Source organism: Leucobacter sp. GX0328, from assembly GCF_053567315.1.
The window spans coordinates 605,267-626,136 of the sequence record NZ_JBSGPC010000002.1 but is presented as its reverse complement, the minus strand read 5'-3'; the positions used below and the strand labels follow the sequence as shown (position 1 = coordinate 626,136).

Annotated in this window: 21 protein-coding genes; 5 read left to right on the top strand and 16 right to left on the bottom strand. The window is 69.6% G+C overall.

Annotated features, from left to right (window positions below; translation table 11 throughout):
* Nucleotides 1-166: 166 nt before the first annotated feature.
* Nucleotides 167-892, bottom strand: a complete 726-nt coding sequence (locus tag ACUYTF_RS11130) for a lysoplasmalogenase family protein (RefSeq protein ID WP_449279835.1) — start codon at nt 890-892, stop codon at nt 167-169.
* Nucleotides 893-901: 9 nt separating this feature from the next.
* Nucleotides 902-2,623, bottom strand: a complete 1,722-nt coding sequence (locus tag ACUYTF_RS11125; RefSeq protein WP_449279834.1) for an AMP-binding protein — start codon at nt 2,621-2,623, stop codon at nt 902-904.
* A 54-nt stretch (nt 2,624-2,677) separates the two neighbouring features.
* Between ACUYTF_RS11125 and ACUYTF_RS11120 the strand changes: the two genes are divergently transcribed.
* Nucleotides 2,678-3,145 carry an HXXEE domain-containing protein gene (locus ACUYTF_RS11120; RefSeq protein ID WP_449279833.1) on the top strand — a complete coding sequence of 156 codons (468 nt, stop codon included), beginning with the start codon at nt 2,678-2,680 and terminating at the stop codon, nt 3,143-3,145.
* Nucleotides 3,146-3,412: 267 nt separating this feature from the next.
* Here ACUYTF_RS11120 and ACUYTF_RS11115 read toward each other — a convergent pair whose 3' ends face one another.
* Both ACUYTF_RS11115 and ACUYTF_RS11110 read right to left on the bottom strand, forming a co-directional pair.
* A complete protein-coding gene (locus tag ACUYTF_RS11115; protein ID WP_449279832.1) occupies nt 3,413-4,207 on the bottom strand; it encodes an ABC transporter ATP-binding protein in 795 nt (264 codons plus the stop codon).
* Complete coding sequence (locus ACUYTF_RS11110; protein ID WP_449279831.1) at nt 4,200-5,435, bottom strand: MFS transporter; 1,236 nt, start codon at nt 5,433-5,435, stop codon at nt 4,200-4,202. The genes ACUYTF_RS11115 and ACUYTF_RS11110 overlap by 8 nt, the downstream gene beginning before the upstream one ends.
* Nucleotides 5,436-5,629: 194 nt before the next feature.
* Here ACUYTF_RS11110 and ACUYTF_RS11105 point away from each other — a divergent pair, with 194 nt between their 5' ends.
* Together ACUYTF_RS11105 and ACUYTF_RS11100 are read left to right on the top strand one after the other, a co-directional pair.
* On the top strand, nt 5,630-6,292 hold the full coding sequence (locus tag ACUYTF_RS11105) for an FCD domain-containing protein (RefSeq protein WP_434143755.1): 663 nt from the start codon (nt 5,630-5,632) through the stop codon (nt 6,290-6,292).
* Between the two features lie 21 nt (nt 6,293-6,313).
* A complete protein-coding gene (locus ACUYTF_RS11100) occupies nt 6,314-6,658 on the top strand; it encodes a hypothetical protein (RefSeq protein ID WP_434143753.1) in 345 nt (114 codons plus the stop codon).
* A 201-nt stretch (nt 6,659-6,859) separates the two neighbouring features.
* Here the strand turns inward: ACUYTF_RS11100 and ACUYTF_RS11095 are convergent, their stop codons facing one another.
* The 10 genes from ACUYTF_RS11095 to ACUYTF_RS11050 all read right to left on the bottom strand — a co-directional run bounded on the left by ACUYTF_RS11095 (nt 6,860) and on the right by ACUYTF_RS11050 (nt 15,453).
* Nucleotides 6,860-7,309 (bottom strand): MepB family protein, encoded by a 450-nt coding sequence (locus ACUYTF_RS11095; protein ID WP_434143751.1) that lies wholly within the window; start codon nt 7,307-7,309, stop codon nt 6,860-6,862.
* 40 nt (nt 7,310-7,349) lie between these two features.
* Complete coding sequence (gene mutM / locus ACUYTF_RS11090; RefSeq protein ID WP_434143749.1) at nt 7,350-8,303, bottom strand: bifunctional DNA-formamidopyrimidine glycosylase/DNA-(apurinic or apyrimidinic site) lyase; 954 nt, start codon at nt 8,301-8,303, stop codon at nt 7,350-7,352.
* Nucleotides 8,296-8,979: a ribonuclease III gene (gene rnc, locus ACUYTF_RS11085; protein ID WP_434143944.1), complete on the bottom strand. Its 684-nt coding sequence runs from the start codon at nt 8,977-8,979 to the stop codon at nt 8,296-8,298. The genes mutM and rnc overlap by 8 nt, the downstream gene beginning before the upstream one ends.
* 61 nt (nt 8,980-9,040) lie before the next feature.
* On the bottom strand, nt 9,041-9,244 hold the full coding sequence (gene rpmF / locus ACUYTF_RS11080; RefSeq protein ID WP_017885009.1) for a 50S ribosomal protein L32: 204 nt from the start codon (nt 9,242-9,244) through the stop codon (nt 9,041-9,043).
* Between the two features lie 13 nt (nt 9,245-9,257).
* Nucleotides 9,258-9,827 carry a YceD family protein gene (locus tag ACUYTF_RS11075; protein WP_434143747.1) on the bottom strand — a complete coding sequence of 190 codons (570 nt, stop codon included), beginning with the start codon at nt 9,825-9,827 and terminating at the stop codon, nt 9,258-9,260.
* On the bottom strand, nt 9,827-10,318 hold the full coding sequence (gene coaD, locus ACUYTF_RS11070) for a pantetheine-phosphate adenylyltransferase (RefSeq protein WP_434143746.1): 492 nt from the start codon (nt 10,316-10,318) through the stop codon (nt 9,827-9,829). Before coaD ends, ACUYTF_RS11075 begins: the two co-directional genes overlap by 1 nt.
* Before the next feature lie 112 nt (nt 10,319-10,430).
* On the bottom strand, nt 10,431-11,126 hold the full coding sequence (locus tag ACUYTF_RS11065; protein WP_434143745.1) for a response regulator: 696 nt from the start codon (nt 11,124-11,126) through the stop codon (nt 10,431-10,433).
* Nucleotides 11,123-12,535: a histidine kinase gene (locus ACUYTF_RS11060; protein ID WP_434143743.1), complete on the bottom strand. Its 1,413-nt coding sequence runs from the start codon at nt 12,533-12,535 to the stop codon at nt 11,123-11,125. Before ACUYTF_RS11060 ends, ACUYTF_RS11065 begins: the two co-directional genes overlap by 4 nt.
* 101 nt (nt 12,536-12,636) lie before the next feature.
* A complete protein-coding gene (locus ACUYTF_RS11055) occupies nt 12,637-14,829 on the bottom strand; it encodes a DEAD/DEAH box helicase (protein ID WP_434143742.1) in 2,193 nt (730 codons plus the stop codon).
* A 54-nt stretch (nt 14,830-14,883) separates the two neighbouring features.
* Nucleotides 14,884-15,453, bottom strand: a complete 570-nt coding sequence (locus tag ACUYTF_RS11050) for a dihydrofolate reductase family protein (RefSeq protein ID WP_434143740.1) — start codon at nt 15,451-15,453, stop codon at nt 14,884-14,886.
* A 128-nt stretch (nt 15,454-15,581) separates the two neighbouring features.
* Between ACUYTF_RS11050 and ACUYTF_RS11045 the strand changes: the two genes are divergently transcribed.
* Entirely contained in the window at nt 15,582-16,193 is a 612-nt protein-coding gene (locus ACUYTF_RS11045) for an RsmD family RNA methyltransferase (protein WP_449279830.1), read from the top strand.
* An 82-nt stretch (nt 16,194-16,275) separates the two neighbouring features.
* Here ACUYTF_RS11045 and ACUYTF_RS11040 read toward each other — a convergent pair whose 3' ends face one another.
* Both ACUYTF_RS11040 and gabT read right to left on the bottom strand, forming a co-directional pair.
* Nucleotides 16,276-17,742, bottom strand: a complete 1,467-nt coding sequence (locus tag ACUYTF_RS11040; protein ID WP_434143737.1) for an NAD-dependent succinate-semialdehyde dehydrogenase — start codon at nt 17,740-17,742, stop codon at nt 16,276-16,278.
* Between the two features lie 70 nt (nt 17,743-17,812).
* On the bottom strand, nt 17,813-19,150 hold the full coding sequence (gabT, locus tag ACUYTF_RS11035) for a 4-aminobutyrate--2-oxoglutarate transaminase (RefSeq protein ID WP_434143735.1): 1,338 nt from the start codon (nt 19,148-19,150) through the stop codon (nt 17,813-17,815).
* Between the two features lie 168 nt (nt 19,151-19,318).
* Here gabT and ACUYTF_RS11030 point away from each other — a divergent pair, with 168 nt between their 5' ends.
* A complete protein-coding gene (locus ACUYTF_RS11030) occupies nt 19,319-20,863 on the top strand; it encodes a PucR family transcriptional regulator (protein ID WP_449279829.1) in 1,545 nt (514 codons plus the stop codon).
* Nucleotides 20,864-20,870: the final 7 nt, after the last annotated feature.

The following is a 20,870-nucleotide window of genomic DNA, read 5'->3' as shown; positions in this document are numbered from 1 at the left end:
ACCCGGGCCCTGAGGCGCGTGATCGGAGGTGGTGAACATGCTTCCATTGTCCCAGTTCCCACCGACATCCGCACCCCGAAAAATGCTTCTGATCAGGAATTGTGGATAACTCGCCTAATTCGGGCGAATCCGCCCGAAACGCCACCCTGTGGAGGAAGAGTGAAGCTCAGAACACTCGTTGATCCCTGGAGAAATCACCCGATTGTCGGCGCAGCAGCGCGAGCGTGCCGTACACGATGAGCCCCTGACCCAGCGTGTACGTCGGCATGATCATCAGGTCGCCGAGCCAGACCGGCAGGCCGACGAACTCCTTGAGCGCGATGCAGGTGTCCGACACGAGGAAGAAGGCGCCGCCGACCGCGACGCCACGGCCGAATCGCGGAGACAGCGCGGCGGTCATCCCGAGCACCACGCCGTACACGGCCAACGGCACCAACAGCGCGCCCGCGTGCGGCCCGACGACGATCAGCGTCGCGACCCACCAGATCGCGTAGACGAACGACCATCCGGGCACGCGACGCACGCCGTCGATGCCGGGCGCCCGCCAGAACAGGGCGATGTACGCCAGGTGCGCGATCGCGAAGAACAGGATCATCATCGGCAGTGCCGGCAGGCTCGGGAAGAAGAGGCCGGCGCCGTCGCCGATCCACGAGGCGAGTAGTGCGATGAGCACGAGCACCATGGCGCCGCGCGGCCACGGACGCTCCCCCCAAGTCGCCCACACCACCGCAAGAGCGAGCGCCGGCATCAGCAGCTGCTTCGTCTCGAACCCCTTGCCGGGCAAATCGAAGACGATCAGCACGCAGTGCACGACCGAGGCGAGCGCATACGGAAGGAACGGGAGCAGTGCCCGGGCACGACCAACGCCCGCGCCCTCGCGCACGTCGCCCATACCGCCCGCCTATTCCTCTGCGAGTTCGATCGCGCGCACGGCACCGCGATCTGCTACGAGAGTATCGCGCACGCGGCGACGCAGCACCTTGCCGATGAGCGACTTCGGCAGCTCCTCCCACACGACGTAAGTGGTCGGCCGTTTGAACTCCGCGAGGTGCTCGCGCGCGGCCTCCCGCGCCGCCGCCTCGTCGAACGACGCACCGGGCTCGAGCACGACCGCGGCGGTCACGACCTCGGCGCCACCGCCGCGCGGCACCCCGACCACTGCCGACTCCGCGACCCCGGCCACGGTGTTCACGACGCGCTCGACCTCGCTCGGCGAGACGTTGAAACCGCCCGTGATGATGAGCTCCTTCTTCCGGTCGACGACCGTGACGAAGCCGTCCTCATCCTGCACCACCAGGTCGCCGGTGCGCACCCAGCCGCCGTCGAGCAGCGTCGCCGCCGTCTCCTCCGGCCGATTCCAGTAGCCCGTGAAGACCTGCGGGCCGCCGATGAGCAGCTCGCCGACCTCGCCCAACTCGACCTGCTCGGTCGGCTCCTCCGGGTTCACGACACGGATCTCGGTCGACGGGAACGGGAGGCCGATCGCCCCGATCCGGCGTTCGTCGGTGAAGGGATTCGCGAGCGCAATCGGGCTCGTCTCGGTGAGCCCATAGCCTTCGTTGAGCATGCTGCCGGCAAGGCCCTCCCACCGCTTGACGACGGCGGGGGTCAGCGTCATGGCGCCCGAGATCGAGTACACCACCTCGTCGAGGTTCAGATCGCCGTCGCGGGCGACGCGCGCGAGCCGGTCGAACATGGGCGGCACCGCGGGGATGAAGGTCGGCGGAAACCGCTTCGCGGCCGTCGCGACGAGCTCGGGGTCGAAGGTCGGGAAGAGCACGGCGCGCGAGCCGGTCTCGACCGAGTAGATCACCGAGAGCAGCAGCCCGAACGAGTGGAACATCGGCAGCAGCCCGTAGATGCTGCCCGAACCGTGCTCGAAGTCGGGCATCCACGCGGCCCCCATGCGGGCGTTCGCCCAGAGGTTGCCGTGCGAGATCATGGCGCCCTTCGGCGCCCCGGTCGTGCCCGAGGTGTACTGGAGGCAGGCGATGTCGTCGCGCCCGGGTCGCGGGTGGTCGGCAGGGATCGGCGCCGAGCGCTGCAGCTTCGAGAACGGGATGGTGCCGACGGTCGACGACCAGAGCTTCGCCCGCGACTCGCGCGCCTTCGCGATCGGCAGCCGGAGGGCGATACGCATGCCGACCGGCATGGCCTCCGTCACGTCGACGGACACGATCGTGCGGATACCGAGATCTTTCGGGAGCGCCTGCACCTGCTCGACGACGTTGCTCCAGGCGATGACGACGGTCGCGCCGTGGTCGCGGAACTGGGTCTCGAGCTCATCCGGGGTGTAGAGCGGGTTGTGCTCGACGACCGTCGCGCCGAGGCGCAGCACCGCGTAGAACGCGATCACATGCTGCGGAGCATTCGGCATGATCAGGGCGACGCGGTCGCCGGCCTTGACGCCGATGCTGCGCAGACCCCGTGCGACGCGCGACACCTGGTCGCCGAGTTCGCGGTAGCTCAGGGTGCGGCCGAAGAAGCTGATGGCGTCGCGTACGGCCCACTGCGTGCAGCGCTCTTCGAGGAGGTCGATGAGCGAGCCGGTGACGGGTTCGATGTCCACGGGAGTGCCGGGCGCGTAGAAGCGATTCCAGGCACGAGTCTCGTTGATGTGCATGCAGACAAGCGTATATGCCTTTTGAACCAGTCGGTCAGTTACTAGAATGCAGGCATGATCGCACGCGGGCCCGCACTGCTCTTCACCGCCTGGGCGCTTCACGACGTCGAGGAGGCGCTGGCATTCCCCTCGACCTGCGATGCACTGGCCGAACGCACCGGAATCGACGGGCTGCGCATCGGCAGACGGCAGTCGTGGGTCGCGGTCGGGCTCATGGGAATCGTGATCGCGGTCGCCTGCTGGCGGGGCAGCAGAACCGGCGGCCGTTCGAAGCTCTATCGAGCCGCGGTCGCCGGTCTCGAATGGCACGTCTACACGCATCTCGCCGCATCGGTCGCCCAGCGTCGATACACCGCCGGTGTCGCGACGGCTGTTCCCGTCATGCTGCCCGGCGCGATCCTCGCACGCAGGGAGCTGGAACGCGATGGGTTCCCGATTCGGGCACGGGATTCCGCCCGGGGCGCCGCTCTCCTCCTCCCAGGAGCGATCGTCAGCCAGATTCTGGCCCGATTCGTCCCGTAGGAGGCCGCGCCTCAGGGCTCACTCGTCGGGGTATGCGTCGTGCAGCACGGCGGGCTTCCCGAGCCGTCCGGCGAGTTCTCCGACGAATCGGTCCAATGCGTTCGGCTGCTGCGCTCGGCTCAGGTCGATCGCCCGCCGCAGCACGAGCAAGGCTCCCCCGTGCGACCGCAGGTGTGCAGCGAGGCGGGTCTTCCGGCTGGCGTGTCCGCGAGCTGCGTCGGATTCGCCGCCGGATGGGCGTAACACGAGCTTCAGTGCGGCAGCAGGTCAGCGAGCGACGGGCGTTCGCGCCTGCCATCGTCCGGCGCGGTGCGCGATTTCGATCGGATGGTCGAAGCACTCGCTCACGAGCCGGGTCTTCAGCATGTCACGGGCCGCTCCCGACGCGTGCACCCGGCCGCCTTTGACCAGCATGGCATGGGTGGTCGTGCTGGGCAGCTCCTCGAAGTGGTGCGTCACCAGGACGGTCGCGAGCTCTGGCCGGGCGCGGTGCAGCACGTCGATCGTGGTGAGGAACTGCTCGCGCGCGGCGACGTCGAGCCCGGTCGTAGGCTCGTCGAGGAGCAGGAGGGGCGGGTTGCTGAGCAACGCGCGGGCGATGAGCGCACGGCCGCGTTCCCCCTGCGACATCGTCGGCCAGGTCGCGGACTCGCTGCCGGCCAACCCGAGCAGGTCGATGAGCTCGTCGGCTTTGGCGAGGGTGTGCTGGTCGGGCTCCCATCTGGGCATGAGCTCCGTGGTCCCGGTCGCTCCAGTGAGGACCACCTGGCGGACGGAGAGGGGCGATCGCAGCGGGTGCCGCGGGTTGACGTGTCCGATCGACTCGCGCAACTCCCTGATGTCGACTCGCCCGAGCCGACGGCCGAGCACGTGCACGGTGCCGCGGCTCGGATGCTCGACCGCACCGCACATGCTCAAGATCGTGCTTTTGCCCGCGCCGTTCGGGCCGATCAGGGCCCACCGCTCCCCCGACCGGACGGTCAGTTCGATCCCGGCAAGGATCTGCTGGGACTGCCGGATGAAGTCGATGCCGTCGAGGCGGAGGATCTCCGGCTCAGCCATTGGCCCCCTCCAGCTCGACGGCCGGGTCCGGCCGTTCGGTATTCTCGGCAGCAGTGCTCCGTCGCTCTTTGAGAACGAACGAGAGCGCGAAGCCTGCGACCAGCAGCCCGACCAAGATCAGGAAGACCGTCTGAACGCTCGACTGGTCCGCGACGGACCCCAGCAGCGGGCTGACCAGCCCTCCGAACGATAGGGTCAGCCCGAGGGTGACGCCGCTGGCCACGCCGATCCGATTGGGCAGGTACGAATGCGACAGCGTGATCTGCACCGCGAATGGCAGGAACAGGCTCGCGCCCAGGACCGCGGTCGCGACGATGACCACGGTCGGCGAGGGCGCGAGGACGATCGCGATGGTCGAGAAGGCGGCCAGCAGATAGCCGGTGCGGACGATGCGCAACCGCCCGAAACGGTCGGCCAGCCAACCGCCGGCCAGGGTCCCCGCTGCGCCGGCGGCCGGGAACAGCGAGAGCGCGATGGACGCGAAGCCGGTGCTCACCGAGAAGCGCTCGATCGAGTAGAGCGCGATGAAGGTTGAGGTACCGACGTAGGCGACCGACCAGGTGGCCAGCACGACGGTGAGCCAGAGGAACGCCTTCCAGTCATCGGGAACGGACGGCCTCGATGTCGCGGACGCGCGCTCGGTGGGCGCAGTTCGCGAGAACAGGTGCTTCCCGGAGACCATCGCGAACACCAGCCCGAGCACGAGGGCCGGGATGATGAGGAAGCCCGTGCCCGAGAGCCCGAACGTGCCGATGACGAGGATCACGGCCGACGGCGCGAGCGCGACGCCGAAGTTGCCGCCGACGGAGAACAGGCTCATCGAGCCGCTCGTGCCGCCGCCGAGCTCGCGCGCCTCCACCGTCGCCGCCGGGTGGTACGCTGCGACGCCGATGCCGGAGACGGCCATGACGATCCAGACCGCGGCGTAGGAGTCGGCGACGATCCCGCTCAGAGCGATTCCCGTGCCGGCGGCGAGGAGCCCGGCGAGGCTCATCCACCTCATGCCGTAGCGGTCGCTGAGGTATCCGAATACGGGCTGGGCGACGCTCGACAGGGCGGTCGCCGCGAGGGTGATGCCGGCGATCGCCGCGTAGGAGTAGTCCGCCTGGAGCACGAAGAACGGCAGCAGGGCGGCAACCGCGCCGGTGTAGAAGTCGTTCGCGGCATGGGTGACCGTGAGAGCCCACAGGCCGAGCCTGCGGCGGGTGCGATGAGAGGACGTGCTCATGGAGTTCTTTCGGATCGGGCGCGCTCGGGCGCGGCGCCGCACGGATGGGACCGGCAGTGGTCAGGGGTCGCTCCGCGCGCAGGTCGTCCGGTCGTTGGGTCGAGTCAATTCCTGGCGCGGCGAAGAAGGAGATTTCGCTGAGACATAGGCTAGACTATACACAACTTCTCAGACAAGTAGTGAGGTGGGGTCTCATGGTGCAAGTGTCGCGAGCACCGCTCGCCGAGCAGGCGGCCGATCTGCTCCTCGAGCGCATCCGGGGCGGCGAATGGCCGCTGGGGTCGAAGATTCCCGGGGAGAACTCCCTCGGACCCCAGCTCGGCGTGGGCAGGTCGACGGTGCGCGAGGCCATCCGACGGCTCGCCGGACAGGGCGTTCTGACGACCCGTCAGGGGGCGGGCGTGTTCGTGGCCTCGCTCGACGTCGTCGAGGACTGGAGCGAGGCGCTGCAGCGGGCCGACATCGATGCAGTCATCGAGGCCCGCATCGCGATCGAGGTCGAAGCGGCGATGCTCGCCGCCCAGCGGCGCACGTCGACCGAGCTGCGCGCCATGCGGCGTGCCGTGAACGAGCGCTCCGAACATCAGGTCGATGTCGAGTCGCACGTCGATGCGGACATCGCCTTTCACCGCACGATCGTCGTGGCCGCGCACAATCCGATCCTGGTCGACCTCTTCGACAGCTTCACACCGCGCAGCCGTCAGGCGATGGTGGACATGCTGCGGCTGCGCGGCGAGTTCGGGGGCGACGCCGACCAGCACGCGCACACGAGCGTCCTGGAGGCGATCGCCGCACGGGACGACCAGGCGGCGGCCGCACGGGCACGCGAGCACCTGATGACGCTGAAGATGGAGTGAGAATCGGCGGCAACGGGACGTGTGCGCTGCGCCGCCGCGGGCTTCTGCGAGCTCGCCCGCCACGGCTGCACTGCGATGTTCGTCGACGAGTACAACCCGGCTGCCCTCGAGGCGCGACGCACCGACACCTCGGTGATACTGGGCGGCACGAGCGAGTTCGCCGTTGAGATCCATGTGATCGACAACATCGATTGGGGCGACGAAGAGCAGATTCTCGTGGCGAAGATGGCCCGCTGCGCCTCATCAGCGGCGAGGCGGTCTGCTCGGAGCGCCTGCGCGCCGACGGGCACGGCACAAGTATCGCCGTGGCGCACCCGGAGTCGGGCACTCGTCACCACGAGCGCAGAGCACCGCAATTCGGCCTGAGCTGGCCGAGCTTCCACAGGCGCGGATCCCCGGGGTTCAGTCGAACGTCGTGACGACGAGCAGACGGTCGCCCGAGGAGTCGAGCGCACCCACCGTGACCTTGGACGACCTGCGGGGGCCGTCGGGCGACCAGGAGTCGCGGGTCTCCACGACGCGCTCGAGACCGTAAATACCGAGGAGCGCGCGACGTACCCCATCTATCTATCGGAGCATGATGAAGGCTTCGGACTGCGCCTTCTGCGCGCGGGTGGCCTGTGGGTTCAGACCCTCACTCCAATGGGGATATACACGGAACCCTCGCTTACCGGGATACGCGGACGAGCGAGTGACGCCCAGAACCTCGAGATGGGAGGCAGCAAATCGAAAAACCCCGAAGTTCTCTGCCTCACGCACGAACACAAGAAGTCCGTCAACTTCCTCGTCCGAAGCGAACGGCTTCGTCTCCCCCGCCTCGTCGCGCTTCCATACGGCAACAAACGCCCCTGGCTTCCTGGGCGTCACCCGCGCCGTACGTATCCGCCAGTGTTCAGCGCCGATCATCACGGTGCCGGATTCGTAGTCACCGCTCTGATCTTCCGCCTGGGGCGCACCCGGCACCCCATAACGGTCGCCGACGATGTCGAAGAACTCATGTAACGCACAGAACTGCATCAGGGAAGGATATCGGGGCACGAGCTCCCCGTCGGCAGTGTCAGCGGAGCCGCTGGCACCTCGGACAGAAATGGGAAGACCTACCGGCGAACGGAATGCGTTTGATCGCCGTGCCGCAGCGCGGGCACGGCTCTCCCGTGCGCCCGTAGGCGTTCAAGGAGTGCGCGAAATAGCCGGCCTGGCCGTTGACGTTCACGTACTGCGCGTCGAAGCTCGTGCCGCCCTCGGCGAGCGCCTGAGCGAATACGTCGCGCAGCGCGACGAACAGCTCGCTCGCCTTCCGACCGCTGAGCGCACTGCCCGGCGTCTCCGGGTGCACGCGCGCACGCCAGAGCGCCTCGTCGGCGTAGATGTTGCCGACGCCGCTCACGAGGGTCTGGTCGAGCAGCAGCTTCTTCACACCGGTCGAGCGCGAGACCAGCTTCGACAAGAACGAGAGGTCGTCGAAGTGCGGGTCGATCGGATCCCTGGCGATATGCAGCGCCTGGGCCGGCAGCTCGCCGTGCCCATCGGGTGCCGGCGCGAGCGCATCGATCGCGAGCGAACCGAACAGCCGCTGATCGGCGAAGTCGACGCGCAATTCGCCGTGCTCCGCATGCTCGATCCAGAGCCTGATGCGCACGTGCCGATCGTCGATCGCCTCGTGCGATCTCAGCAGCAGCTGACCGCTCATGCCGAGATGCGCGAGCAGAGCCGCGGGTTGCGCGGCCGACGAGCCGGCCTCGCCCTCGACAGGGATCCACAGGAACTTGCCCCGCCGTACGGGCGCCTGGAGCTGCAGACCGACGGCGCGGCGTTCGAAATCGGCTGCGCGCGCAGCGCCCGCCTCGGGCGTCAGCGTCACGCTGTGGCCGCCGAGACCGTCGTCGCCGCCGCTCGGCACGTGCCGCTTCAGGGCGCGCGGGTCGCGCACCTCGACGGCGGCGATGCGGGCGCCGGTGACGGCGGGCGCGAGACCCGCACGCACGACTTCGACCTCGGGGAGCTCAGGCATTCCGCTGGCGCTTGCGCCGGCTCCTGCGCTGCCGCAGGCGTTCGACGGCGTCGCGGGCGGCGGCGAGCTCGGCGACCTTCTTGCTCGTGCCGGTGCCTGTGCCGGTTTCGCCGTCGAGGGTCACGACCGCCGTGTAGAGCCGGTCGTGGTCGGGGCCGGTGCCGGTCGTCTCGTAGGGCGGGTGCGGCAGCCCGCGCTCGGCCGCGATCTTCTGCAGCGCGGTCTTCGGGTCGAGCGTCTCGGTGAAGCGCTCGGGGTCGGCGAGCAGCGGCGCGACGAGGTCGAGCACGAAACGGTCGGCGGTCGCCGCGTCGGTCGACAGGAAGACGGCGCCGATCAGCGCCTCCACCGTGTCCGCGAGGATGGAATCCTTGTTGCGGCCGCCGGTCTGCTTCTCGCCCTTGCCGAGCTTCAGGTGCGCGCCGAGGTCGAGTCCGCGGGCGATCTCGGCGAGCGCGACGGTCGAGACGAGGGCGGCACGGCGCTTCGCGAGCTCGCCCTCGGTCAGGTCGGGGTGGTCGCGGTAGAGCTTGATCGTGACCGCCTGGCCGAGAATCGAGTCGCCGAGAAACTCGAGGCGCTCGTTGTGCGGGGCGCCTCCGTGCTCGTACGCCCACGACCGGTGCGTGAGGGCGAGCTCGAGCAGCTCGGGGTCGGGCCGCACTCCGAAGGGGATGAGAAAGCCGCCGGGTTCGCCCTGGGGCGGCTCCGGCGGCTTTCGTTCAGTCGACGCCAACTTAGGCGTCAGCGACCTTGCGGCCCTTGTACTCGAGGAAGAGGGCGTTGCCCTGCGAGTCCTCGACCACGCGAGCGCGGTGCGGGAGGCTGTAGACGGTGCGGCCGTTCTCGACGGTCTTCACCAGCTTGGGGGCCTCGGCCTTCCACGCCGAACGACGGTGACGGGTGTTCGAGCGCGACATCTTCCGCTTGGGAACAGCCATGATGTTCTCTTTCCTACTTGCTTACGGGCCCGGGAGTCTCACCCGTGCCAGGTTCATCTTGAGCCGTGGCGGCATTCGTCTGAAAGCCTGCCAGCGCCGCCCACCTCGGATCCAGATCCTCTGCGGGCAGCCCTCCAACCTCGGCATCGCGCAGCTCACCGGACTCGGGGTCGAGCCCCGGGCAGTCCGGGCGACACACAGGCTGAAACGGCAGTGCAAGCACTACCGCATCTCGGAGCGGGGGTTCAAGATCCACGTGATCACCGTGAACCCCGTACTCGTCGGCCTCCGTAGGAGTATACGCGAAAAGTTCCTGGAATTCGATCTGAAACGGCGTGGCGAATTCTTTCAGGCAGCGACCGCATTCGGCGTGCATGGTGGTGCTCACCTCTGCGGAGACGAGAATGCCCTCGTGCACCGACTCCAGACGCACGTCGAGGTCGAGCACGGTGCCGGCGGGAACCTCGGCCAGCGCTTCGCCGAGCTTCTCGGGCACGGCGAACGAGCGGGAACGCTCGCGCATCTCGCCGGGTTTGCCCACGAGGTCGCGAATGTTCTCCTCGTATACACGGGTCGACTGCATCAGCTGGGCCTCCGCTTGTTCAGGAAGCTCGCGACGGCGCCCGGCACATAGGTGCTGACATCGCCGCCCATCTCCGAGACCTGGCGCACGAGCGTGCTCGACACGTGGGCGTGGGCCGGGTCGGGCAGCATGAACACGGTCTCGACGCCCGCGAGGCTGCGATTCATGATGGCCATCGGGGTCTCGTACGCGACGTCGACCTGCGATCGGATGCCCTTGACCAGCACGGATGCGCCGACCTCGGTGCAGTAGTCGACGAGCAGCCCGACCGACCACGACGCGACGGTGATGTTCTGCGGAGCGTGCATCTCTTCGAGCGACTGCTTCAGCAGATTCATGCGCTCCGAGATCGGGAGCATGGCGTTCTTGCCCGGGTTGTGCACGACGAGCACGTGCACCTCGTCGAAAATGCCGGCCGCCCGAAGAATGACGTCCATGTGCCCCATCGTCACCGGATCGAACGAACCGGGTACCACTGCGATTCTCGTCATGCCTTCAGCCTAGGGGTTCAGGCCGAAAATTTGCTCAAGTCGCACCGGGTGGCGGCGCGGTCGGGTCGACAGGGATCGCCGATCCTCCGGTCTTCTCCGCGCCGCGCGGCGGTCAGAGCCCGTGCTGCCCCGCGAAGATGACCGCGTGCACCCGGTCGCGCAGCTGCAGCTTCGCGAGCACCCGCCCCACGTGGGTCTTCACTGTCGACTCCGAGAGGAAGAGCTCGGCGCCGATCTCGGCGTTGTTGCTGCCGCGCGCGATGAGCCGCAGCACGTCGAGCTCGCGTTCGGTCAGCACTGCGAGGGCGGGGTCGAGCGCCGCGGCGTCTCCGCCGGTCGCGGGCGCGCCGATCCCGCTGTCGGAGCGGCGCAGCTGGTCGATCAGTCGCCGAGTCACGCTCGGCGCCATCGCGGCGTCGCCCGAAGCCACCCGGAGAATGGCGTCGACGAGCTCGGTCGGCTTCGCGTCCTTGAGCAGGAAGCCGCTGGCACCGGCCTGGATGGCGCCGGTGGCGTACTCGTCGAGATCGAAGGTCGTGAGCACCACGACCCGGGTCTCGGCGAACCGTTCGACGATGGCGGCGGTCGCGTCGATGCCGTTCATGCCGGGCATGCGCACGTCCATGAGCACGACGTCGCAGCCGCCGCCCTCGTGCTGCAACCGTTCGAGCGCGGCGAGCGCGGCCTCGCCGTCGGCCGCCTCGGCGACGACTTCGATACCGGGCTCCCCCATCAGCACGAGCGAGAATCCCGTGCGGATCAGCTCCTGGTCGTCGACCAGCATGACGCGGATCGCGGTGTCATTCATGGGAGATCCTCCTGGCCCGCTACCGGGGCCGATGGTCGTTGCGTACTCGCGTGGGCGGGCAGATGGACGTGCAGGCGCCAGCCGACCCTGCCGTCGGCATGGGCGAACGGCCCGGATTTGATGCGGCCGCCGAACACTCGGGCGCGCTCGGCGAGGCCCGCGAGCCCGCGGCCCGAGCCCACGCCGCTCTTCGGCCCGGTCGTGCCCGACGGCCGCCCCGTGTCGGTGATCTCGATCTCGACGCCGGTGGCCTGGTGACGCACCGTCACATCGGCTCGCGCGCCGGGCCCGGCGTACCGGAGTACGTTCGTGAGCCCCTCTTGCACGATGCGGTACACGGCGAGCTCCTGGCCCTGATCGCCCGAGGGTGCGCCCGCGACCTCGCAGACGACCGTCAGGCCCGCATCCTCGAACCCGCGCACGAGCTCGGGCAGCTGATCGACCCCGGGCTGCGGCACGAGGTCGGCGCTCTCCCCCTCGGCCTGCAGAGCGCCGAGCAGGCGGCGCATCTCGGCGAGCGCGGTGCGGCCGGTCTCGGCGCTGCGCTGCATCGCTTCGGCCGCCTTGTCGGGCGCTGCCGAAGCGGCGCGCGCCGCCCCCTCCGAGAGAGCGATCATCACCGACACCGAGTGCGCGACGATGTCGTGCATCTCGCGGGCGATGCGCGAGCGCTCCTCGGCCACCGCGAGCCGGGCGAGCTGATCGCGCTCGCGCACGAGCTGATGCGCGCGGTCGATCACCGCCTCGAGGTAGCGGCGCCGATTGCCGAGATTGATGCCGAACAGCACCACCGCGAGGTACCAGAGCGCTGAGAAGATCGTCAGCACGACGAGGTCGCCGAAGGACCGGACCATGGTGGTGGTGTCGGATGCGAGGATATCCGCCGCGCTATCGACCGCTTCGCCCCCGCCGGTTACGAACTCCCACAGGTACTGCAGCGCCGTGCCGGCAAGCGCCATGGCGTAGCCGACCCACCCCGCCGCCGCACTACGGAACACCGGCACGGCGTAGAGCATGAACAGCAGGGCGACGGCGTTCGCGGCACCGGTCAGCCCCTGGGTGCCGAGCATCGCGAGCACCGTCACCGCGAGGCCGCTCAACGGGTACTTGCGACGGAGCAGGAGCGCCGCAGCGACTGCCAGCGTGCGCACGACGGCGAGCGGCCACCAGGGCCAGACGAGATGGGGCGGCGCACCGAACAGCGACGAGAAAGAATCACCCGTCTGCGCAGAAGCCGCGAGCAGATCGAGACCGACACCCATCGCGGTGCCGATGAAATACCAGACGACGATGAAGACATCGACGGCGACCGGATGCGCCGCGAGGGCGCGCCGGAACATTCCCGGAGGCCTCGGCAGGCGCGCATCCGAGGCGACGACGCGGCCCGCCCCGTCGTTGATGCTGGTCATGCGTTCACCTTACTTGCCGACGGCGGCCCGCTCATCGTGCGACGGTACCGACCCCGTAGTACCCGGGTACCCGGCGCCGCATCGCAGCTCCGCCGTGCTCCCTAGGATTTCGCGAGGTTGTCGAGCAGGCCGGCTTCGCGATCCTTCGCGAGCACCGCCGCCATTCCGGGCGCCGTCTCGAGCTCCGGGTCGCGCTCCAGCAGACCGGCGGCGACCGCTCGGGCGTGCTCGATGAGCTCTCCGTGCTCGGTCACGCGCAGCAGCCGCAGCGTCGACCGCCCGCCCGACTGGGCCGTGCCGAGGATGTCGCCCTCGCGCCGCAGCTCGAGGTCGACCTCGGCGAGCGCGAATCCGTTGGAGGTGGCGGCGACGGCTTCGATGCGCTCCCGCGCCACGGACCCCTGCTCGGCCGTCGTCATGAGCAGGCAGAGCCCGGCGTGGCTGCCGCGCCCCACGCGGCCGCGCAGCTGGTGCAGCTGCGAAACGCCGAAGCGGTCGGCATCGCGCACGATCATGATGGTCGCGTTCGGCACGTTCACGCCGACCTCGATGACCGTCGTCGCGACGAGCACATCGGTTTCTCCGGAGCCGAACGCGCCCATGACGCGCTCCTTGTCGGCCGACGCCATGCCGCCGTGCAGCCCGTCGACGGCCACCCCCTCGAAGTCGGGTCTCGCACGCAGCTCCGCGACCGTGTCGGCGACCGTCGCGAGGGGACGCTGCGCACCGCCTTCTCCGTCGGCGCTTGCGGCATCTGCGAGATCTCCGTCTTCGACCACGCCCGCCGAGATCGCCGGGCAGACGACGTATACCTGCAGCCCCGCGGCGATGTCTTCGCGCGCTCGAGCCCATACCCGGGCCGCACGATTCGGCATTTCGAGCTCGGGCACCGTGAAGGTTTCGATGCCGAGCCGGCCCGGCGGCAGCTCCCTGATGGTCGTCACCTCGAGGTCGCCGAAGGCGGTGAGCGCGACGGTACGGGGAATCGGGGTCGCCGTCATCGCGAGCACGTGCGGCGCCTGCCCCTTCTGGCGCAGCGCCTCGCGCTGGTCGACGCCGAAGCGGTGCTGTTCGTCGACAATGACGAGCCCGAGGTCGAAGAAGCTCACGGCGTCGCCGAGCAGCGCATGCGTGCCGACGGCGATGTGCGACGCCCCCGATGCGAGCGACAGCAGCGCGCGCTTGCGCTCGGCTGCCGGCATGCGGCCGGTGTGCAGCACCGGGTTCATCTCGGCTGCGAGGTCGGGCCCGAGCGCCTCGACCACCGAACGGAAGTGCTGCGACGCGAGCACCTCGGTCGGGGCGAGCAGCGCGCTCTGGCCGCCGCTCGCGGCGACCTGCAGCATCGCCCGCAGTGCGACGAGCGTCTTGCCCGAACCGACTTCGCCCTGCAGCAGCCGGTGCATCGGGTGCGGCCGCGCCAGTTCGTTCGCGATCACCGCGCCCGCGCTGCGCTGGTCGCCCGTCAGCTCGAACGGCAGCTGCGCATCGAAGCGCGCGAGCGCACCGCCGGCATCGGCAGCAGGGCGCGGCGTGCTCGCCTCGTCGTCGGCCCGTCGCCGCCGGTCGAGCAGCGCGAGCTGCAGCTTGAACGCCTCGCGGAAGAGCAGGCTGCGGCGGGCCTCGCGGTAGTCGGCCTCGTTCTGCGGCCGATGCACGAGTTCGAGCGCGCGCCCGAGCGGCATGATGCCCTCCGCACGCACGATGTCGGCGGGCAGGGGTTCGGGAATCTCGGCGACCGCATCGAGCACGAGCACGATCGATTTCTGCACCGTCCAGCTCGGCACCTGCGCGGTCGCCGGATAGATCGGAACGGGCGTCTCGGCCCACGCCTTCGCGGCGGCCTCGTCGAGCTTCTCGGCTCCCGGCGCATCGTCGCGGTCCTCGAAGAGCTCGTACTCGGGGTGCTGCAGCTGCAGGCTGCCGCGGTAGTCGCTGACCTTGCCGGCGAAGATGCCGCGCCGACCGGGCCGCAGATCGCGGGTGCGCCAGGCCTGGTTGAAGAAGGTGAGCGTCAGCGATCCCTGACCATCGGTGATGCGCGCCTCGAGGATGCTACCGCGCCGCCGCTGCATCTGCCGCTCGCGCACATCGAGCACCTGCGCCACCACCGTGATCTGCTCGCCGGGGGGCAGACCCGTGAGCGGGGTGAGCTCGCCGCGGCGGGAGTACCGGCGCGGCAGGTGCATGAGCAGCTCGCCGACAGTGCGCACGTCGAAGGCCTTGGCGAGCGGTTTCGCCGTGCGCGCGCCGATGACCCCGTCGAGGGGCGTGTCGAGCGTCGCATGCACCATGGTTCTAGCGTATCGGCCGCATCCGACGCGCTCGATCGGTCACGGAGCCGTCGGTCACTCCGTCCGCGGCACGGGGCGGTATCGCACCGCGACCACGCCCGAACTGAACTCGCGGCGCGACACGAGCTCGAGGCGGGTGCGCTCGCGCAGACCCGCGAGCAGCGTCGGCCCGCGCCCCGCGATCACGGGGTGCACGAGGAATTCGTACTCGTCGATCAGCCCGAGATCGGCGAGCGCCAGCGGCAGGGTCACCCCGCCGACCCACAGGCCGTCGCCGGGCTCCTGCTTGAGGCCCCTCACGGTCTCGCCGAGCTCGCCTTCGATGAGTTCGGCGTTCCAATCGACCGCGTCGAGGGTGCGCGACACGACGTACTTCCGCGCCCCGTCGATGGCCTCCGCGAACGGCGTCTCCCACGACTCCATCCAGTCGGGCCAGCCGCCCGCCGCCGGCCGGCGCCACGCCGACTCCATCATCTCGTAGGTGACGCGGCCGAGCAGCAGTGCGTCGGCGCGCTCCATCTCGACGGTCCAGTAGAGCATCGACTCCTCATCGGGCGGCAACCCGGCCTCGTGGTGGCAGCATCCGTCGAGCGTGACGTTGATCGAGTATCGCAGCGGTCTCATCGCGTCCTCCCCCGTAAGTCGTTCCGTGCACGGGCAGCGGCGTCGGGTCGCGAGCATCGAGCACATCGGTGCGGCGATCGTACCCCGCGGCATCGCCGAGGCCAAGCACCACCCGGTACGCTCATCGGGTGACCAGAATCATTGCGGGCCGTGCCGGCTCACTGCGCCTCGACGTGCCGAAGGCGGGCACCCGGCCGACGAGCGACCGCGTGCGCGAGGCGATCTTCTCGGCGCTCGAGTCGTGGGGCATGACCGACGGCACGCGGGTGCTCGACCTGTATGCGGGCTCGGGCGCGCTCGGTCTCGAGGCCGCGAGCCGCGGCGCGTCGGCGGTCGTGCTCGTCGAGAAGCACGCCCCGGCGGCGCAGGTGGCCGGGCGCAATGCCCGCACGGTGCTCACGGCATTCGAGCGGGAGGAGTCCCGGCCCGTCATCGACGTGGTGCGCCAATCGGCGCAGGGCTATGTCGATGCGGCTGCCGAGCGCGCCGCCGGAGGCGCAGCGGCTCCGGACCGCTGGGATGTCGTCATGCTCGACCCGCCCTACGATCTCGGCGAGGCCGAGCTCACGGCGAACCTCGCATCGCTCGTCCCGCTGCTCGCGGATGACGCGGTGGTGCTGGTCGAGCGCAGCAGCCGCTCCCCCGAACCGACGCTGCCCGATGGGCTCTCACCGCTTCGCGATCGCCGCTACGGCGAGACCGTGCTGTGGTGGTGCGAGCTCTCCTCGCGCGAGGGCTGAACGCTCCGCGAACGCCGCAGGGCACCGCGACCCGTGACGGGTGCGCGGTGCCCTGCGGGCCCGAGAAGCGCTCGGTGCTGAATCAGCGAGGGATCAGCGTGTACTTCGTCGAGAGGAACTCGTGGATGCCGTCGAAGCCGCCCTCGCGGCCGACACCCGACTGCTTCACGCCGCCGAACGGCGCCGCCGCATTCGACACGAGGCCCGTGTTCAGGCCCATCATGCCGGTCTCGAGCTGCTCGATCATGCGGTGCCCGCGTGCGAGGTTCTCGGTGAACACGTAGCTGATGAGGCCGTACTCGGTGCTGTTCGCGATCTCCACGGCCTCCTCCTCGGTCGAGAAGCGCACGATGCCCAGGAGCGGCCCGAAGATCTCTTCGCGCATGATCGCCGCCTGCGGGCTGATGTGGTCGATGACGGTCGGCTGGAAGAAGTAGCCCGGCCCCTCGACGGCTTCGCCGCCGGTCACGATCGTGCCGCCGGTGGCGACCGCATCCGCGACCAGGCGCGCCGTGTTCGCCACGGCCTTCTCCTCGACGAGCGCGCCGATATCGTTGCCCTCGTCGGCGCCGCGGCCGACCTTCATCGCCGCGACCCTCTCGCCGACGCGCTTCGCGAACTCGTCGGCGACCGACTCGTGCACGATGATGCGGTTCGCCGCAGTGCAGGCCTGACCGATGTTGCGGAACTTCGCGAGCATCGCGCCCTCGACGGCCTGATCGAGATCGGCATCCTCGAACACGACGAACGGGGCGTTGCCGCCGAGCTCCATCGAGGTGCGCAGCACGTTCTGGGCTGCCGCTTCGAGCAGCTTCACACCGACCGGGGTCGAACCGGTGAAGCTGAGCTTGCGCAGGCGCGGGTCAGAGAGCAGCGCGCTCGACTGCGCGCTCGACTTGGTCGTCGGCACCACGTTCACGACGCCGGCGGGCAGGCCGGCCTCTTCGAGCAGCTGCACGAAGTAGATCGTGGTGAGGGGGGTGAGCCCCGCGGGCTTGATGACCGAAGTGCAGCCGGCGGCGATCGCCGGCGCGATCTTGCGGGTCGCCATCGCGAGCGGGAAGTTCCACGGCGTCACGAAGTAGCACGGGCCGACCGGCAGGTGCGAGACGACCATGTTGCCGGTGCCCTCGGGGTTCTGGCGGTAGTCGCCCTGCACGCGTACGGCCTCCTCCGAGAACCAGCGGAGGAACTCGCCGCCGTAGACGACCTCGCCGCGCGCCTCGGCGATCGGCTTGCCCATCTCCATCGCCATGAGCAGCGCGAACTCCTCCTTGCGCTCCATCAGCAGATCGAACGCGCGGCGCAGAATGTTCGACCGCACGCGGGTCGGGGTGCGACCCCACTCGGCCTGCGCCTCGACCGCGGCGTCGAGCGCGCGCACGGCGTCCTCGACCGTCGCATCGGCGATCGTCTTGATGGTCTCGCCGGTCGCGGGATCCTGCACGTCGAACGTCGCGCCGGAGGTCGAGGCCTCCCACTTGCCGCCGATGCCGAGACCGGACTGGACGCGATCGAGCAGATCCTGCTCATTGGGCTTGAGTACCATGCTGTGGCTCCTTACACACTGGGTCGACGACTCGATTGTCGTCGCTCTGCCTGAGTACTGGGGGTTCGCTTCAGTTATTGGTGATCGCGTCGACGACGACCTGCAGGCCGTCGCGCAGCAGCGCGTCGGAGATCGTGAGCGCGGGCAGGAAGCGGATGACGTTGCCGTAGGTGCCGCAGGTGAGCACGAGCACGCCCTGATCGGCGGCGGCCTTCGCCACGGCCGAGGTGAGCGCGGCGTTCGGCGTGTTCGAACCCGACTCGACGAGCTCGATCGCCATCATCGCGCCGCGTCCGCGGATGTCGCCGATGCGGTCGTCCGACTGCTGGAGTGCGCCGAAGACCTCTTCGATGGTGGCCTGGATGGCGGTGGCCTTCTCGAGCAGGTTCTCCTGCTCATAGGTCTCGATCGTGGCGAGCGCAGCGGCGCAGGCGATCGGGCTGCCGGTGTAGGTGCCGCCGAGACCGCCCGCGTGCGCCGAATCCATGATCTCGGCGCGGCCGGTGACCGCCGACAGCGGCAGGCCGCCCGCGATGCCCTTCGCCGTGGTCACCAGGTCGGGAACGACGCCCTCGTGCTCGGCGGCGAACATCTGGCCGGTGCGGGCGAAGCCCGTCTGCACCTCGTCGAGGATGAAGACGACGCCGTTCGCGGTCGCCCACTCCTGCAGCGCGGGGAGGAAGCCCTCTGCGGGAGCGATGAAGCCGCCCTCGCCCTGGATGGGCTCGATGATGATGGCGGCGAGGTTCGATGCGCCGACCTGCTTCTCGATCTGGGTCAGGGCGACCGCTGCCGCCTCGGCGCCGCTGAGGCCGTCGCGGAACGGGTAGGAGGTGGCCACGCGGTGCACCTCGGGCGCGAACGGGCCGAAGCCGTCCTTGTACGGCATGTTCTTCGCCGTCATTCCCATGGTGAGGTTGGTGCGGCCGTGGTAGGCGTGGTCGAACACGACGACGCCGTTCTTCTTCGTGTAGTGGCGCGCGATCTTGATCGCGTTCTCGACCGCCTCGGCGCCCGAGTTGAACAGGGCCGAGCGCTTCTCGTGGTCGCCGGGGGTGAGCTCGTTCAGCTTCTCGGCGACGGCGATGTAGCCCTCGTACGGGGTCACGGTGAAGCAGGTGTGGGTGAACTGGGCGACCTGGCGCTGCACCGCTTCGACGACGCGCGGCGCGGAGTTGCCGACACCGGTGACCGCGATGCCCGAGCCGAGGTCGATGAGCGAGTTGCCGTCGGCGTCGACGAGCACGCCGTCGCCGCCCGCGACGATCGAGATCGGCAGAGCCGCGCCGACGCCCGCAGCGACCGCAGCGTTCTTGCGCGCGATGATCTCCTGCGACTTCGGTCCGGGAATGCTCGTGACGAGCTTGCGCTCCTGGGGAAGCGACGGTCCGCCGATGACATCGACCATGATGAATGTTCTCCTTGGGTCGGGCATGCGCTTCGGTTCTGGCCCGGTCGGGCCGGCATGCTGCGATTTCCGTCTCAGCCTAATCTCGCGATACCGTGCAACCTCGTGCCAGAATGTATATTTCTAGGAGCAACTTTCGACAGCCTGGCACCAAGAGAGGGATTGCCCATGACGACGGAATCAGCCGTGCGGGTCATCCCGCTCGGCGGGCTGCTGCACCAGTACCATCTCGGGCTCGTACTCATCGCCGGAGCCGACGACCGCACCGGCGAACGCGCGGTGCAGTGGGTGCACGTCAGCGAGATCGAGGACCCGGCGCCCTTCCTCACCCCCGACACGGTGCTGCTCACGACGGGCGCCCGCTTCTCGGCGATCCGGCGGCAGAGCGATGCCGACGCCTACATCGGGCGCCTCATCGACGCCCGCGTCGCCGCGCTCGGCGTCGGCGTCGGCCTGCATCTCGACCGTGTGCCGCCCCGCATCGTGTCGGCCTGCGACCGCCTCGGGCTACCGCTCTTCCGGGTGCCCTACGACACTCCGTTCATCGCGATCGTGCAGGCATCGGTGCGACTGCTCGAGGCCAGGGATCGCGAACGCGATCTCTGGGCGCTCGATGCGCAACGCGCCGTGTCGAACGCGTCGCTGCACCCGACGGGTCTTTCGGCGGTGCTCGCCGAAACCGCGGCGCGACTCGGCCGGCCGGTCGGCGTGACGGATCGCACCGGCCGCATCATCGAGTTCGCGCCGGCCGCCGAGCGTGCCGACGCGCCGGCGCAGCTGCTGCGCACCGAAGTGCAGCGCATGCTCGACCGCGGTGTGAGCGCCGTCCGCATCGGCGCCCGGAGCGGCGGCCTGCAGCTGCAGGCGCTCGGGCGCCCGGTGCGGGGCGTGCTCGTCGTCGAGGAGGCCGGGCCGCCCGATGCCGCCGAGCGGAATCTGCTCGCTCTCGTCGCTGCGCTCGCCACGATGCATCTCGAGCGCCGCGTCGGGGCCGATGCCGAGCAAGCGGCCCTGCGCGAGGCCGTCGTCGAGCTGCTGCTCGGGCACGAGTACGCCCTCGCGGAGCGGCTCGTCGCGGGCGCCGGCACGGCGCTGCCGAGCGGCAACGCGGTGGTCGTGCGCCACAGGGATCGCGAGCGCCTGCCGTTCGAGCTCGTGGACGAGCTGCGCGAACTCGAAGGGGCATCGAGCGGTGTCTTCGCGGCGACGCTCCACGGCGCCGCCGTCATCATCGCGGAGGCTCGTCAAGCCGAGGCGCTGCGCCGACGGTTCCGCACCCACCACGAGGCCGCCGGGCTCTCGGAGCGGGCACCGCTCGAGCAGCTCGAACTCATGCTCGACCAGGCCGAGCGCGCGTTCGAGCATGCGACGGCCGAGGCGATCGATGCGCCTACGGACTACTCTCCCGAGCTCCATCCCGGCGTCATCCGCCTGCTGCACGAGAACCCCGAGGCGCCGCGCCGCGCCGCCGGGCTCCTCGAGCCGCTGCGACGCCACGACGAGAAGCAGAGCGACGCCATCGAGGCGAGCCTGCGCGTCTGGCTCGCCCACCACGGCCAGACGAGCCCCGCCGCGCTCGAGCTCGGCGTGCACCGCCACACACTCACCGCGCGCATGCGCACGGCGGCCGAGCTGCTGCGCATGGATCTCGACTCCCCCGACGCGCGCGCCGAGCTCTGGGCGGCGCTGCGGCTCCTCGCGCCGCCTACCTGAGCCCGGC

Bases quoted from the DNA above. Each gene is read 5' to 3' on its own strand.
- ACUYTF_RS11130 (WP_449279835.1), bottom strand. From the start codon at position 892: ATGGGCGACGTGCGCGAGGGCGCGGGCGTTGGTCGTGCCCGGGCACTG.
- ACUYTF_RS11125 (WP_449279834.1), bottom strand. From the start codon at position 2,623: ATGCACATCAACGAGACTCGTGCCTGGAATCGCTTCTACGCGCCCGGC.
- ACUYTF_RS11120 (WP_449279833.1), top strand. From the start codon at position 2,678: ATGATCGCACGCGGGCCCGCACTGCTCTTCACCGCCTGGGCGCTTCAC.
- ACUYTF_RS11115 (WP_449279832.1), bottom strand. From the start codon at position 4,207: ATGGCTGAGCCGGAGATCCTCCGCCTCGACGGCATCGACTTCATCCGG.
- ACUYTF_RS11110 (WP_449279831.1), bottom strand. From the start codon at position 5,435: ATGAGCACGTCCTCTCATCGCACCCGCCGCAGGCTCGGCCTGTGGGCT.
- ACUYTF_RS11105 (WP_434143755.1), top strand. From the start codon at position 5,630: ATGGTGCAAGTGTCGCGAGCACCGCTCGCCGAGCAGGCGGCCGATCTG.
- ACUYTF_RS11095 (WP_434143751.1), bottom strand. From the start codon at position 7,309: ATGCAGTTCTGTGCGTTACATGAGTTCTTCGACATCGTCGGCGACCGT.
- mutM (WP_434143749.1), bottom strand. From the start codon at position 8,303: ATGCCTGAGCTCCCCGAGGTCGAAGTCGTGCGTGCGGGTCTCGCGCCC.
- rpmF (WP_017885009.1), bottom strand. From the start codon at position 9,244: ATGGCTGTTCCCAAGCGGAAGATGTCGCGCTCGAACACCCGTCACCGT.
- ACUYTF_RS11075 (WP_434143747.1), bottom strand. From the start codon at position 9,827: ATGCAGTCGACCCGTGTATACGAGGAGAACATTCGCGACCTCGTGGGC.
- coaD (WP_434143746.1), bottom strand. From the start codon at position 10,318: ATGACGAGAATCGCAGTGGTACCCGGTTCGTTCGATCCGGTGACGATG.
- ACUYTF_RS11065 (WP_434143745.1), bottom strand. From the start codon at position 11,126: ATGAATGACACCGCGATCCGCGTCATGCTGGTCGACGACCAGGAGCTG.
- ACUYTF_RS11060 (WP_434143743.1), bottom strand. From the start codon at position 12,535: ATGACCAGCATCAACGACGGGGCGGGCCGCGTCGTCGCCTCGGATGCG.
- ACUYTF_RS11055 (WP_434143742.1), bottom strand. From the start codon at position 14,829: ATGGTGCATGCGACGCTCGACACGCCCCTCGACGGGGTCATCGGCGCG.
- ACUYTF_RS11050 (WP_434143740.1), bottom strand. From the start codon at position 15,453: ATGAGACCGCTGCGATACTCGATCAACGTCACGCTCGACGGATGCTGC.
- ACUYTF_RS11040 (WP_434143737.1), bottom strand. From the start codon at position 17,742: ATGGTACTCAAGCCCAATGAGCAGGATCTGCTCGATCGCGTCCAGTCC.
- gabT (WP_434143735.1), bottom strand. From the start codon at position 19,150: ATGGTCGATGTCATCGGCGGACCGTCGCTTCCCCAGGAGCGCAAGCTC.
- ACUYTF_RS11030 (WP_449279829.1), top strand. From the start codon at position 19,319: ATGACGACGGAATCAGCCGTGCGGGTCATCCCGCTCGGCGGGCTGCTG.